At 75.2% G+C, this 13,721-nt stretch carries 9 protein-coding genes; 6 read left to right on the top strand and 3 right to left on the bottom strand.

All coding sequences use genetic code 11. From position 1 onward, the window contains the following. Window positions 1-43: 43 nt before the first annotated feature. The 3 genes from WMF22_RS49435 to WMF22_RS49425 all read left to right on the top strand — a co-directional run bounded on the left by WMF22_RS49435 (window position 44) and on the right by WMF22_RS49425 (window position 5,210). Window positions 44-2,899 carry a DUF4175 family protein gene (locus WMF22_RS49435; RefSeq protein ID WP_438034271.1) on the top strand — a complete coding sequence of 952 codons (2,856 nt, stop codon included), beginning with the start codon at window positions 44-46 and terminating at the stop codon, window positions 2,897-2,899. Next, window positions 2,896-4,461, top strand: a complete 1,566-nt coding sequence (locus WMF22_RS49430; protein ID WP_437296791.1) for a hypothetical protein — start codon at window positions 2,896-2,898, stop codon at window positions 4,459-4,461. Before WMF22_RS49435 ends, WMF22_RS49430 begins: the two co-directional genes overlap by 4 nt. Before the next feature lie 143 nt (window positions 4,462-4,604). Next, window positions 4,605-5,210 (top strand): hypothetical protein, encoded by a 606-nt coding sequence (locus tag WMF22_RS49425; protein WP_438034270.1) that lies wholly within the window; start codon window positions 4,605-4,607, stop codon window positions 5,208-5,210. A 24-nt stretch (window positions 5,211-5,234) separates the two neighbouring features. Here the strand turns inward: WMF22_RS49425 and WMF22_RS49420 are convergent, their stop codons facing one another. Together WMF22_RS49420 and WMF22_RS49415 are read right to left on the bottom strand one after the other, a co-directional pair. Continuing rightward, entirely contained in the window at window positions 5,235-6,716 is a 1,482-nt protein-coding gene (locus tag WMF22_RS49420) for a sigma-54-dependent Fis family transcriptional regulator (RefSeq protein WP_437296789.1), read from the bottom strand. A gap of 56 nt (window positions 6,717-6,772) precedes the next feature. Continuing rightward, complete coding sequence (locus WMF22_RS49415; protein ID WP_437296788.1) at window positions 6,773-7,615, bottom strand: MBL fold metallo-hydrolase; 843 nt, start codon at window positions 7,613-7,615, stop codon at window positions 6,773-6,775. A gap of 570 nt (window positions 7,616-8,185) precedes the next feature. Here WMF22_RS49415 and asd point away from each other — a divergent pair. The 3 genes from asd to WMF22_RS49400 are packed head-to-tail and all read left to right on the top strand — an operon-like array spanning window position 8,186 to window position 13,352. After that, window positions 8,186-8,908, top strand: a complete 723-nt coding sequence (gene asd / locus WMF22_RS49410; protein ID WP_438034269.1) for an archaetidylserine decarboxylase — start codon at window positions 8,186-8,188, stop codon at window positions 8,906-8,908. Next, window positions 8,905-11,277, top strand: a complete 2,373-nt coding sequence (locus WMF22_RS49405; RefSeq protein WP_437296786.1) for a methyltransferase domain-containing protein — start codon at window positions 8,905-8,907, stop codon at window positions 11,275-11,277. Before asd ends, WMF22_RS49405 begins: the two co-directional genes overlap by 4 nt. 20 nt (window positions 11,278-11,297) lie before the next feature. Continuing rightward, a complete protein-coding gene (locus WMF22_RS49400) occupies window positions 11,298-13,352 on the top strand; it encodes an FAD-binding protein (RefSeq protein ID WP_437296785.1) in 2,055 nt (684 codons plus the stop codon). A 22-nt stretch (window positions 13,353-13,374) separates the two neighbouring features. On the opposite strand, the gene WMF22_RS49395 is transcribed toward WMF22_RS49400, so the two are convergent. Then, window positions 13,375-13,713, bottom strand: coding sequence for a histidine triad nucleotide-binding protein (locus WMF22_RS49395; protein ID WP_012241641.1), 339 nt, complete (start codon window positions 13,711-13,713; stop codon window positions 13,375-13,377). Window positions 13,714-13,721: the final 8 nt, after the last annotated feature.

The raw sequence follows: 13,721 nt of genomic DNA, 5'->3' as shown, positions 1-13,721 counted from the left end.
ATCCGCTGGACCACCTCCTCCCGCCGGTTACCCTTGCTTCTTCATGGATAACGAGGCGCCGGCCCTGTCCATCGCGCGGCTGCGCTCCGTCTGGGATGCGGAGGTGGGCCCCTCCGCGGGCCGCGCGCTCACCGCGGCCGCTTGCGCAGGGCTGTTCGGCGCGGCGCACGTGGCGCGCGTGGGGTCGCCGCTCGCCCGCGGGCTCACCGGCGCCGGGCTCGCGCTGCTGCTCGCGGCGATCGCCGCGCGGGCCATCCTCGTGCGCCGGCGGCGCGGCGACGCCCGGCGCACGGTGCGCGAGATCATCGGTCGCACGGACGAGGCGCTCGGCGCCGCCACCCTGCGGGCGCTCACGCTCGCGGATCGCGCCGCGGCCGACGATCGGGTCGGCTCGCCGGAGCTCGCCGGCCTGCACCTCCGGCGGCTGCTCGGCCGCGCCTCGCAGGCGCGCGTCGTCGAGCGCGCGCGCCAGGCGGCGACGCGGTGGGCGAGCGCGGGCCTCGCCCTCGGCGCGGCGGCGCTCGCGGCGGCGGCGATCGAGCCGTCGCGCGTCGTCGAGGGGCTGGACGTCCTCGCCGCCCGCGGCGGCGAGGCTCCCCTCGATCTGCCGTGGATCGAGGAGGTCGAGATGACGGCGGCGCCGCCCGAGTACCTGCACCAGGGCGCGGAGGAGCTCCTGCCGTTCGCCCCGACGATGCAGCCCCGAGGGACCGTGATCACGGTGCGCGGCCGCCCCGTCCGCGCGGGGCGCGCGCTCGTGCTGACGGACGGCGGCGCCGAGGTGCCGTTCGTCGACGACGGCAAGGGCAGCGTGGTCGCCCGCTGGACGCTCGGCGCGTCGACGACCCTCCAGGCGGCCGCGCGCTTCGGGCAGGTGCGCGTCCGGCAGGCCGACGCGCAGCGCGTCGTGTCGATCCCGGACGACGCGCCGCGCGTCACGCTCGAGGGCGCGCCGCGCACGGTGAAGCTCCTCGACGAGCCCAGCATCCCGCTCCGCTACGAGATCACCGACGATCACGGCCTGCGCGAGGTCGATCTCGTCCTGCGCGCCGGAGCGAAGGAGGAGCGGCGGGTGCTCTCGCGGCCGGCGGCGGACGCGAAGGTCGACCGCGGAGGCTACGAGCTCCGGGCGCGCGATCCCTTCTTCCGCAGGACGTACGTGCCGGTCGAGGTGCGGATCGAGGCGCGGGACAACGATCCGATCGAGGGCCCGAAGTGGGGCAGGAGCGAGGCCATCCTGGTCATCCCGCCGCAGGTGGGCGAGCCCGAGGCGCGGCGCTACGCCGCGCTCGTGAAGGCGCGCGACGCGCTCACGGATCTGCTCGCCGACCGCATCGGCCAGCGGACGCCGGAGGCGGGCGGCGCCGCGGCGCACGCGGCGCACGAGGCCGAGGTGCAGGCGACGGCCAGGGCGGCGGTCGAGGCGGCGCTCGCCGCGGATCACGGCGGGCTGCGGGTGCGGGGGCGCATCGCGTCGCTCGCCCGAGGTCAGCTGGCCCGGCTCGACGCGGCGCTCGCCGCCGAGCGGAAATCGACGACCCGCGCGGCGCACCAGGAGCTGCTCGACGAGACCGAGGGCGCGCTGCTCGCGTTCGACGCCGGCCTGCGCGGCCTGGGCCACCGCGACGCCCGGGCCGTCGCGCAGCGGCTCGCCGACGTCGCGGACGAGGCGGCGGCGGCGGCCGAGCTCCTGGGCAACGGCGACCGCGAGGGCGGCGAGGTCCGCCTGGAGGCGGCCGTCGCGGTGCTGGGCGGCGGGGGGGTCGAGCTCGGCAAGCTCGGCGAGCTCGGCCTCGACCTCGGCGAGATCGTCGCGAACGACCTGCGCAGGATCGCGCGCGCCCGCGGCGCCAGCGACTGGCTGCACGCCGAGCTCTCGGCGCGCGACCTCGCGGCGCGGCTCAGGCGGCCGGAGCCTTCGTTCGGCGGCGGCGGCCGCGGCGGGGTGGAGTCCGGCGCGCCGCGCGGGCCGGACCCCGGGGACGCGTCCAACGCCGACGAGAGCGTCGCCCAGAGCGAGCGGGATCTCGAGGAGCTCGCGCGCGATCACGCCGCCGAGACGAACGCGGTCGCCGAGGAGCTCTCGCGCGCGTCGCGGCCCGAGGACATCGCGGCGCTCCGGGAGGAGGCGAAGAAGCACGCGGAGGCGATCCGCGAGGCCGTGCGGGACCTGCCGCAGCCGGGCGCGGCGCCGGGCTCGGCCGAGGCCGCCGCGGCGGCTGGCCGGGAGCAGGCCGAGGCGATGGCCGGCGCGCTGGAGCAGGGCCGCCCCGAGGAAGCGGTGACGAGCGGCCGGGGCGCGATGCGCTCGCTGGGCGACGCGAAGCGGCTCGGCGCGCAGGCCGGCGGCTTCTTCCCGGAGGAGCGCGCCGCGCGCGAGGCCGGCGAGGCGCAGCAGGCGCTCGCCGAGGAGCTGGCCTGGGCCGAGGAGGCGCTGCGCAAGCTGCGGCAGGCGGCGGCGGAGCGGGCGCGGGACGGCCTCGGGAAGTCGAGCCAGCGCGAGGGGTCGCTCGCCGACCGCGCGCGCGCTCTCCGCAAGCGGGGCGAGCGCGGCGACGGCCGCATGCCCGAGGAGATGCTCGATCGCCTCGACGAGGCCGAGCAGGCGATGCGCGACGCCCAGCGCGCCCTCGCCGAGGGAGACGGCGAGGGCGGCAACGAGCGCCAGCGCGACGCGCAGCGGCTGCTCGAGATGTCGCGCAGCGAGGACCAGGGTCAGGACGGCGACGCCGAGTCGGAAGGGGATCGGAACATGGCGAGGAAGGCCGACATCCCGGACAAGGACAAGCACAAGGGCCCCGAGGAGTTCCGCCGTCGCGTGCTCGAGGGGCTCGGGGGGACCTCGGAGCCGCGGCTGCGAGGGGCGGTCAAGCGTTACGCCGAGGGGCTCCTGAAATGACGCACGCAGGCGGCAGGGCGGCCACGGCCCGGCGCGGGGCGGCGGCGATCGCGAGGCGCGGCCTCCGGGCGGCGATCCTCGCCGGGCTCGCGACGGCGTCGGCGACAGCGTCCGGGCGCCTCACGGTCGGTGATCTCGATCGCGCGGCGCGGGCCCGGGCCGCGATCCTGGAGATCGACGTCCCCGCGGCGCGGGACGCCCTGAAGGACGCGGATCCGGCGGACCTCGCGCTCGCGCTCGAGCGCGGCCGCCTCGCCATCTACGAGGGCGACTGCGACGCCGCCTCGGCGATCCTCGCGCGCCCCGATCTCGCGGCGACGGCCGAGGGCGCGGCGCTCGGGGACATCGCGCGCGGCTGCGCCCGGGCCACCGCGGCGACCGTCGTCGTGAACGACGAGGAGCGCGGCGTCTGGGTGCGGCTCCAGGACGACGACGATCGCGCGCTCGTGCCGCTCCTCGTCGACGTCGCGGCGAGGACGCGCGACGTGCTCGCGAAGGACCTCGGCGTCGAGCTCCTCCGGCCGCTGCGGATCGATCTCGTCCGCGATCAGTTCACGCTCTCCGCGATGACGGGGCTGCCCGAGGAGGCAGCGCGGACGACGGGCACGGTCGCCATCGCCAAGTGGGGGCGGGTGACGATGCTCTCGCCGCGCGCCACGCCGAGCGGCTACCCCTGGCTGGACACGCTCGCGCACGAGATAACGCACCTCGCCCTGTCGCGCGGGACGCGCGACAACGCCCCGCTGTGGCTGCAGGAGGGCGTGGCCAAGCGCGAGGAGGTCCGCTGGCGCGAGCCCGACCCGCTGGACGACGTGCCGTCCGCGGACGCGATCGCCTTCCTGGGCATCCAGAGGGGCCTCGGGCGTCCGCTCGACAAGATCGGCCCCTCGATCGCGATGCTCCCGAGCGCGGAGGAGGCGGCGGTCGTGTTCGCCGAGGTCGCGAGCTTCATCCGTTACTGGACGAGGGAGGCGGGCGACACGGCGCTGCCGCAGCTCCTGCGCCGGCTCAAGGACGCGAGCAGCGACGCGGACCTCGAGCGGGCGATCGCCGAGATCTCCGGCGCGGACCTCGCGGCCTGGGACAAGCGCTGGCGCGCCTACCTCGCCAGCGTGCCGGCCGACGTGCCGCCCGACCTCGCGCCCGGCGCGGACATGCCGCACCGGCAGGAGGTGAGCAAGCGGGTGCGGCTCGGCCAGCTGCTCCACGACCGCGGCCACCACGCCGCCGCCGCGGTCCAGCACGCGCGCGCGCAGGCGCTCGCGCCGCACGAGCCGGCGGTGCGCTGCTTCCTCGCCGCCGCGCTGCTGGCGTCGGGCGAGCGCGCGAGCGCCTCGCCCCTCGTCGAGCGGGTGGAGGACGTGCACAGCCGCTACGGCCGGTGGTGGTCGCTGCACGGGCTGCTCCACGGAGGCCCCGACGGGGATCGCGCCTTCTCGGCGGGCACGGCGCTCGATCCGCTGAACCCCGACGTGGCCTGCGAGGAGAAGCTGCCGCCCGATCTCCCCGGCGATCCCCTCCGTTCGGCCCTCTGCGAGGCCGCGCGCCGCAGGGCGCGCTAGCCCGCCGCCTCCGAGATCAAAAAAAAGACGGCGAGCCGAGGAAATAGCGCCGCTCGACGCAATGGCGCGCGAGCGGCGGTTTGTTCGCGAGGGCGCCCGCTCCGGATTCCGTCGCGCCGGCGCGCGCTCCTAGGGTGCGCGGGATGCCGAACCCTGGTCGCATCCCCTTGATGATCGCGCTGGGCCTCGCCCTGCCGGCCCCGGCCTACGCCGACGGCGCGCAGCGCGCGCCAGAGCCGCGCGTGCACGGCGAGTTCAGCGCGTCCTCCGTGCTGGCATTCGGCCTGACACCGACGGCGGGCCTCGGCCTCTCGCCCGCCGCCGCGCTCCGCTGGTCCGACATGTCCATGTCGCTCGAGGCGCGGGCGCTCGTCGCGCTGGGCGGCCCTCCGAGCGATCTGCCGAGCGTCGGGCCGCGGCGCATCAGCGCCGGCCTGGGGGTCATGTCGCTCTGCAGGCACCGGGACGACGTCTTCCTGTGCAACGTCTTCCAGCTCGGCGCTGTCCGCGCGCCCGTCCCGGAGAGCGTCACCCAGACGGAAGACGGCATCCTCTGGCTGCTCACCTCCGGCGCGCGCGGCGGCGCCGAGTGGCGCATCGCGCGGCACCTCCAGCTGCGCAGCTTCCTCGAGCTGCACCTCGTCCTGGCGCGCCCTCTGCTCTCGGCCGGCCCGGCCGGGAGGTGGAAGACCTCGTCCGTCGCGGCGATCGCCGGGATCGGCCTGACGTTCCCGGTGGACCCGGGGTGAGGAGGTCGCGCGCTCAGCGCGGCCTCAGTGCTTCGCGCGGAGCGCGCGCGCCAGGGTGTTCCTGCCGACGCCCAGCCGCTTCGCCGCTTCCGTCTTGTTCCCCTCGCACGCCCGGACCATCGCCTCGACGTAGCGCCGCGTCACCTCGTCGAGGGTGAGCCCGAGCGGCAGCGCCACCCGCGCGTCGCCCTCGGGCGCCGCGGCGGCGTGCGGCGGGGCGCCTTCACCCCGGCGCGTCGGGAGGTGCCCCGCGGAGATGCGGCCGTCCGGCGCGAGGGCGATGGCGCTCTCGACCCAGTGCTCGAGCTCGCGCACGTTGCCCGGCCACGTATGAGCGCGCAGGTGGCGGAGCGCGTCCGGATCGAAGCGCGGCGACGGCCTGCCGTACCTCGTCGCGTAGACGTCCGCGAAGTGCCGCGCCAGCGTCTCGACGTCGTCGGGGCCGCGCTCGCGCAGGGCCGGCAGATCGATCTCGACGACGCGCGCGCGGTAGTAGAGGTCCTTCCGGAAGCGCCCATCGGCGACGGCGCGCTCGAGGTCGCAGTGCGTGGCGCACACGACGCGCACGTCGGCGCGGAGCGACTGGCGGCCGCCGACGCGCTCGAAGGAGCGGTCCTGCAGGAAGCGAAGGAGCTTGCCCTGGATGTCGAGCGGCAGGTCCCCGAGCTCGTCGAGGAACAGCGTGCCGCCCTCGGCGAGCTCGACCTTGCCCGGCACGCGCCGGTCCGCGCCGGTGAACGCCCCCCGCTCGTGGCCGAAGAGCTCGCTCTCGACGAGCTGCGCCGGCAGCGTCGTGCAGTCGACGGTGACGAAGGGCCTCGTCTGGCGCCGCGAGTTGACGTGGATCGCCCGGGCGAAAAGGCTCTTGCCGGTGCCTGTCTCCCCGCGGAGCAGCACGGTCGCGTCGGTCTGGGCCGCGAGCTGGACCTTCTCGTACACGGCGGCCAGCCGCTCGCTCCGGCCGACGATCCGGTTGAACGGCCCCTGCAGCACGACCCCCGGGCCGCCGCCCTCGGCGGCGCGGAGCGTCGTCAGCGAGAGGGCGCGGGCGAGCTGCGTCGCGAGGGCGACGAGGTAGCGCTGGTCCTCCTCGTCGAAGGGCGCGCCCGCGCGGTTCAGCAGCTGGACGACGCCGCGGACCGGCGCGGCGCCGTCCTCGCGGATGGGCGCGACGAGCATCGAGCGCGTCGTGTAGCCCGTCGCCCGGTCCGCCGACGGATCGAAGCGCGGGTCGCGCGACGCGTCGTCGACGCGCACGACCTGCCCGGTCGTGGCCACGTGCCCGGCGATGCCGCGCTCCAGCGGCTGCCTGAGCGAGGGGAGCTCGGGCAGCAGGGCGACGCGCGTCACGAGATCGCCGCGCTCGGCGTCGACGAGCCAGATCGTCGCGCGGTCGGCGCGGAGCGCCTTCGCGAGCCGCTCGCACGCCGTGCCGAGGAGGGCGTCGAAGTCGACCTCCCGGGCGAGGAGGGAGGCGAGATCGACGAGCAGCGAGAGGCGCGACATGGATAGCGGAGCAGCATCCAGCATAGAGGGCGCCGCGCTTGTCGTCATCCGCGTCATCACGCGGCCCGCGCGAGGGCCTCTACGTGGATGCAGAGCCCCTCGCGCGCCGCGACCGATCCAGCGAAGAGCTCGCGGGAGAGGCGCTCGATCTCGGCGACGCCGGCGTCCGTCCGCTGCGGGTCGTGATGGAACAGGACGAGCTTCCGCGCGCCGCACGCCCGCGCGATCTCCGCGCCCGCGACGTACGTCGAGTGCCCCCAGCCGACCCTCGAGCGCCCGCCGTCGCCGCGGTACTCCTCCGGGGTGTACTGCGCGTCATAGATGAGCACGTCGGCGCCGTCCGCGAGCGCGCGCAGCGCCGGATCGACGCAGGCGTAGTGCTCGGTGTCGGTCGCGTAGACGACGCTGCGGCCCTCGTGCTCGACGCGGTAGGCGAGGACGCCGCCCGGGTGGTTGAGCTTGGCGATCCGCACGTGGACCTCGCCCACGTCGAACGCCTCGCCCGGCCGCGCCTCCCGCACGGCGATCTGCGCGCAGAGCTCGTCCATGCGGACGGGGAAGCTCGGCGCGGCCATCTGCGTCGAGAGCACCTCGCGGAGGCTCCCGACCCCGTGCGCGCTGCCCACGATCGACAGCCGCGAGCTCGGCAGGTACGCCGGCACGAAGAACGGCAGCCCCTGGATGTGGTCCCAGTGCAGGTGCGACAGCAGCACCGTCGCCTCGACCGGTCCCTCCCGGAGCAGCGCATCTCCGAGCTTGCGTACGCCCGTCCCTGCATCGAGGATGATCCGCGACGATCCGCAGCGAACCTCCACGCAGCTTGTGTTTCCGCCCACCGCAGCCGTCTCCGGCCCAGGCGAAGCGATGCTCCCGCGAACTCCCCAGAACGTGATCTCCATCGTTGTTGCGAGCCTCCTCGCCCCGCTTCAGCGAGCGGCGTGCCAGGACGCAGGCCCTTGAAACCGCTCCGCTTTTCTGCTGCGCCCGCGGAGGTCGATCGAAGTTGCAGCGCGAGGCCCGGATCGCCGCTTCAGAATGGAGCGCGTCGAGGGGACGGCCCGCGGGCCCTCGCGCCCCCATTTGCGCGGAGCGGCGCTTCGCGATTGACGCGCTCGCAGCGACGTGGAGAAACGTGGGGCGCGGGGGACGGGCCTGGCGTCGCGCCTCGGATCGCGCTGTGCGTCGCGTCAAGGCTGAGCTCCCTCGCTGGCTGGGGACCGCGCCGACGCTGGAAGGTTCGTCTGACCCGAGCGTTGACCAAGGTCCTTCCTGAGGCCTAGCATTCCTGCACCGCTCTTTTCCCGCATCGTTCCCGCATCGTTCCCGCATCGTTACCGCTGCTCCGCACAATGACCGTTGCCACCTACGCCGCCGCACAGCTGTTGCGGGTGCTTCCGCGAGAGCGCATTACCCGGGCCGTTGGCCGCCTCTGCGACGCCAGGGCACCCGCCGCCGTCTTGAACACGGTGGTGAAGCTCTACGCGCGCGCGTACCGCGTCGACATGGACGCCGCCGAGGTGCTGACGAGCCCTTACGAGAGCTTCGACGCGTTCTTCACGCGCAAGCTCCGCGAGGGGATGCGCCCTGTCTGCTCCGATCCCGGAGCCATCACCAGCCCTGCCGACGGCCGGGTCGAGGCGCTCGGCCCCGTGACCGAGGGCGGGCGGCTGACCATCAAAGGGCAGCCCTACCGCGTGGAAGACCTCGTGGGCGACCCCGCGGAAGCCACGCGTTATGACGGCGGGCAGTTCGCGATCGTCTACCTGTCGCCCCGCGACTACCACCGGGTCCATTCGCCCGTCGCCGGGCGGGTGAGCCTCATCCGCTCGATGCCGGGGGAGCTGTTCCCGGTGAACGCGATCGGCGAACGCCACGTCCCGGGCCTCTTCGCGCGCAACCGGCGCGTCGCGATCGTGATCGACACGGAGCGCCAGGGGCGCGTTACGGTGGTGATGGTGGGCGCGATGATCGTCGGACGGATCACGGTGAGCGCCGTCGACGCGCGCGACGTGCCGCTCGGCGTGCACACGATCTCGCCGGCCCTTCCGGTCGCGTGCGGCGAGGAGATCGGCAAGTTCCACCTCGGATCCACCGCGGTCATGTTCGTGGAGCGCGGGGTGGCCCCGCCCTGGAGCAGGGCGCCTGGGCCGATCCTCTACGGCGAGCCGCTGGACGGAGGGGGCCAGCGATGACGAGCGAGCGGCCGCGCAACCCCCTGGCTACGCCCGCCCAGGAAGGCGGCGCCTCCGGAGAGCCCGGCGCGCCGCTGCCGGGCGAGGCAGGGAACGCGGCCGCACCGGCGCCGCAGGGAGAGCAGGGCTCGCTCCCCGCGCGCGCGTCCGCCCCACGGCCCGAGCGCTCGCCCAGCGCGCGCCCGCAGCTCGCGACGACGACGCCGCTGCCGCGCCTCGATGTCATCGCGGGCATCGCGGACGGGAGCTCCGGCGGGCAGATCGCGGAGATCCCGGACCTCGATCTCGACCCGCGGATCGCCGGACCGCCCACGGAGCGCTCGCGGCACGGCGCTCCCCTGCCGACGAGCTCCAGCTCCAGGCGGTCCTGGCAATCGCTCGCGACGGAGGTGGAGCGGGCGGCGGAGGTGGAGCGCGGCGAGGGCGCGAAGACCGGGCGACGGCGCTCGCGGCGGCTCGTGAACGTGTCGGGAGACGCAGCGCAGCAGGGCGACGATCAGGTCACCACGCACGACCGCGCCACCGTGCCCGAGGATGCCGCGGCGCAGCGCTCGCGCGACGAGGCGGACGACGACGGGTGGCCGAGCGCCTCCGAGAGGCGCCCCAGCTACCCGACGCTCGAGGCGCCCAGGCATCCCAGCGAGCCCGCGCTCGATGGATCCAGGCCCCCCAGCAAGCCGGCGGCGGCGACGGCCGCGGCGACGAACCTGGCCGAGCTGGTCGCGCCCCGTGCGGTCCCGCGCCCGTCGCCGAAATCCTCGAGCATGCCGCCGATGCCGGCGCCGAGCGGGCTCATCATCGATCCCGATTCGGTCGCGGTGATCCGGCCGCTCCAGATTGTCAGCATCGAGTCGGACCTGCCGCCGGTGCCGCCGGTCACCTCGGCCGCCGAGCCCGCCAGACCGCCGCTCTTGACCGATCCGGCGGAGCACGAGTGGCCGCCGCTCCAGTTCAGGATCCGGCCGGACGACGTCCCGACCGGGATGGGCCTCGACTCGTTCCAGGAAGGCCTCTCCGAGGGCCCGCCGACGGCGCGCGACGCCGCCTTCGACGCCCTCCAGCCGGCGCCTCGAAGGCGGTCCAGGAGGCAAACCTCGGCGCCGGAGATCGACGCGCGCCCCTTGGACTGGCCGCTGGGGGCGGGCGCGGACGAGGTCGCGGAGGTCGAGCCCGAGTCCGAGCCCGTCGACGAGGCGAAGGCCGAGCTGTCCGGCGCTCCTCCCGCGGGCGGCGAGGGCCAGCAGGCGCAGGGCGACGCGACGCGCATCACCGTGCCGCCGAGGAGCACCGAGGTCGAGCTCGAGGAGGTCGAGCCCGAGCGCGACGCCGAGCTCGCCGACGCGGGCTCGGCCGCGCAGGCCGATCCGCACGCCGCGCACCCGAAGAAGCCACCGCCGCCTCCCTTGCCGCCGCGGCGCCCGCGCGCGCAGGCGCTTGCATCGCCGGATCTCGCGACGTTCACGAGCTCGGTGCCGCCGCCGCCCGCGTCGGCGCCGCCCGTGTCGGCGCCTTCGTCGCACGGCGAGCCGTCCGCGTCCGCGCGGCCCGCCGCTCCCGCCGCGGCGCCCGCGGCGAAGCAGGCCGAGCACGATTCCGGCCCGTCGACCGAGCCCGCCGCGCGCCGGAAGCGCCCGTGGTGGGAGGAGCTCTTCGGCGACGACTTCCTGCGCACGCTCGACAAGATCGACAGCAAGGTGGTTCGCCGCGAGGTCGATTTCATCGAGGAGCGGCTCGGCGTCGAGAAGGGCGCGGTGATCCTCGATCTCGCGTGCGGCGCAGGCGGCCACGCGATCGAGATCGCCAGCCGCGGCTACAGCGTCGTCGGCTACGACCTGTCGCTCGCCATGCTCGCCCGCGCCGCCGACGAGGCGCAGGATCGCGGCCAGAAGCTGAACTTCCTCCAGGGCGACATGCGCGAGATGACGTTCGAGGAGACCTTCGACGGCGTCTACTGCTGGTCGACGAGCTTCGGCTACTTCGACGACGAGAAGAACGCGGATGTCCTCGCCCGCATCCGCCGCGCCCTCCGCCCCGGCGGGATGCTCCTGCTCGACATCGTCAACCGCGACTATGTGGCGTCCCGCCAGCCGAGCCTCGTCTGGTTCGAGGGGGAGGGCTGCGTCTGCATGGATGAGATGCACGTGGATTTCTTCACGAGCAGGCTCAAGGTGAAGCGCACCGTCATGTTCGAGGACGGCCGCTCGCGCGAGCTCGACTACTCGCTCCGCCTCTACGGCCTGCACGAGCTCGGCAAGGTGCTCCACGAGGCGGGCTTCAAGGTCACCGAGGTGACCGGACACCCTGCGCACCCCGGCGTCTTCTTCGGCTCCGAGTCGCCGCGGCTCATCGTCCTTGCCGAGCGGAGCTGAGGCGCTAGGGCTCCCCGCGAATGAGCTTCGAGGCCGCGATCGCGCGCGCGCTGCCGGGGATCCCGCGCAGCGCCTCCCCCGTCGATCAGATCGCCTACGCCCGCGATCTCTGGCCGCGGCACCACCTCGCGGTGACGGAGGGCCGCATCGCCGAGCACCGGCCCGGGATGATCGTCTGGCCGTCCTCCGCGGAGGAGGTCGCCCAGGTGGTGCGCTTCTGCGCGGACGAGGGGCTCCCGCTGGTGCCTTTCGGTGCGGGCTCGGGCGTGTGCGGCGGCGTCTTGCCGGACGAGCGCACGGTCGTGCTCGATCTCAAGCGGCTCTCTCGCCGCCGCTCGCTCGATCGCCAGGCCCCCTCGGTCGAGGTCGAGGCCGGCGCGCTCGGCATCCGCTTCGAGGAGGAGCTCAACGCCGAGGGCTTCACGCTCGGCCATTTCCCGTCGTCCATCCTCTGCTCGACCGTCGGGGGCTGGGTCGCGGCGCGCAGCGCCGGCCAGTGCTCCGGGCTCTACGGCAAGATCGAGGACATGGTCGCGTCGCTCGAGTGCGTCGTCGGCCGCGGCGAGATCGTCCGCTTCGATCGGCGCGCACGAGGCCCGGATCTCACGCCGCTCCTCATCGGCAGCGAGGGCGTGCTCGGCGTGGTCACCGCCGCGACGCTCCGGCTGCACCCGGCGCCGCCGGCGCGCGCGTTCGCCGCGTTCTCGTTCCCCGGCGTCGAGGCCGGATGGGACGCGATGCGGACGATGTTCCAGGCCGGCCTCCGCCCGGCGGTCTCGCGGCTCTACGACCCGTTCGACTCCTTCATGGCCCGGCTGGGCGCCGTGCGCCGGCAGCGCGCCCACGCCGCCGCGGCCGATGAATCCTCCGAGGGGGCGGCCGCGCGGGGGCACGGCGCCCGCGGCCCCGGGGCCGGCGCCGCGGTGCTGCGCGGCCTGCTGCGCGCGCCGGGGCTCCTCAACCAGATCGTCGACGGCGTCGGGTCGCGCGTGCTCCGCGGCGCGACGCTCATCCTCATCTTCGAGGGCACGGCGCGCGCGAGCGCGGACGACCTCGCCCGCGCCGCGGCGATCGCGGAGCGCGGCGGGGCCAGGCCGCTCGGCGAGGAGCCCGCGCGCCACTGGCTCGCGCACCGCTACAGCGTGAGCTACCGCCAGGCGCCCGTGTTCATGGCCGGCGCGTTCAGCGACACCATGGAGGTCGCCGCGCCCTGGTCGCGCCTCGACGGGCTCTACCGCGCGGTGCGCGGCGCGCTCGGGCGCCACGTGTTCGTGATGGCTCACCTGTCCCACGCGTACCCGGACGGCTGCAGCATCTACTTCACCTTCGCCGGCAGCGCTCCGAGCGTCCCGGCGGCCGAGGCGAAGTACGACGCGGCCTGGCGGGCGGCCCTCGACGCAGCGATCGACGCCGGCGGGACGCTCTCGCATCACCACGGGGTCGGCCGGAGCAAGGCGCCGCGGCTCGGCGCCGAGCTCGGCCTCGGCGCCGACGTCATCCATGCGCTCCGCGGCGTCTTCGACCCCGCCGGCGTCATGAACCCTGGCAACCTGCTCCCGCGCGAGGCGTCCTCCGCCGCGCGCCGCCCGCTGCCGCCGCCGCCCGCGGCGCCTCTGCTCGACGGCGACTCCATGCTCGTGCACGCCGCCGGTACCGCTCGCCTCGGCGAGATCGAGCGCGCCCTCGAGCAGCGCGGCCTCACACTGGCGATCGACTTCGGCGCGACCTCGCCCGAGCTGACGCTCGACGCGTGGATCGCGGCGGGCGCCCCCGGCGCCCCGGATCCGTGGAGCGATCCGGTCGATCACCTCGTCGCCGGGTTCACCGCGCGGCTCGCGTCCGGCGCCGAGCTCGCGGTGCGGCCCGCCCCGCGGCGCGCGGTGGGCCCGGATCTCTTCGCGCTGTTCCTCGGCGTGGGTGGGCGCGTCGGCGCCATCACGTCCGCGCACCTCCGCGCCCACGGCGCGTCGCAGCCCCGCGCCCTGCCGACCGCGCTGCCGAGGCAGCCGTCGCTCCGCGACGACGAGGCGGCGTGGCTCGACGCGGCGGTGAGCGCCGCCCGCGGCGTCCGCTGAGCGCGGTCGGCGCGTACGGCGCTCAGCCGGGAGGCCAGGCCATCGGCCTTCCACCCATCACGTGGACGTGGATGTGGAAGACCGTCTGGCCGGCGTTCGCGCCGCTGTTCACCACGGTCCTGAAGCCGCTCTCCGCGATGCCGGTGAGCTCCGCGACCCGCCGCGCTGCGAGGAGCAGCCGGCCGAGGACGGCCTCGTCCTCGGGCGTGGCCTGGGCGATGCCCGCGATGTGGCGCTTCGGGATGACGAGCGCGTGCGTGGGCGCCTGCGGGTTCACGTCGTGGAAGGCGATGACGTGCTCGTCCTCGAACACGACCTTCGACGGGATCTCCTTGTTCGCGATCTTGCAGAAGATGCACATGGCCGCGT

Source organism: Sorangium sp. So ce204, from assembly GCF_051526795.1.
Classification (GTDB): Bacteria; Myxococcota_A; Polyangia; order Polyangiales; family Polyangiaceae; genus Sorangium; species Sorangium cellulosum_B.
The sequence above is the reverse complement of the archived record's forward strand: the minus strand, read 5'-3'. Positions and strand labels throughout refer to the sequence as shown.

Bases quoted from the DNA above. Each gene is read 5' to 3' on its own strand.
- WMF22_RS49425 (WP_438034270.1), top strand. From the start codon at position 4,605: ATGCCGAACCCTGGTCGCATCCCCTTGATGATCGCGCTGGGCCTCGCC.
- WMF22_RS49405 (WP_437296786.1), top strand. From the start codon at position 8,905: ATGACGAGCGAGCGGCCGCGCAACCCCCTGGCTACGCCCGCCCAGGAA.
- WMF22_RS49415 (WP_437296788.1), bottom strand. From the start codon at position 7,615: ATGGAGATCACGTTCTGGGGAGTTCGCGGGAGCATCGCTTCGCCTGGG.
- WMF22_RS49430 (WP_437296791.1), top strand. From the start codon at position 2,896: ATGACGCACGCAGGCGGCAGGGCGGCCACGGCCCGGCGCGGGGCGGCG.
- WMF22_RS49395 (WP_012241641.1), bottom strand. From the start codon at position 13,713: ATGTGCATCTTCTGCAAGATCGCGAACAAGGAGATCCCGTCGAAGGTC.
- WMF22_RS49435 (WP_438034271.1), top strand. From the start codon at position 44: ATGGATAACGAGGCGCCGGCCCTGTCCATCGCGCGGCTGCGCTCCGTC.
- WMF22_RS49420 (WP_437296789.1), bottom strand. From the start codon at position 6,716: ATGTCGCGCCTCTCGCTGCTCGTCGATCTCGCCTCCCTCCTCGCCCGG.
- WMF22_RS49400 (WP_437296785.1), top strand. From the start codon at position 11,298: ATGAGCTTCGAGGCCGCGATCGCGCGCGCGCTGCCGGGGATCCCGCGC.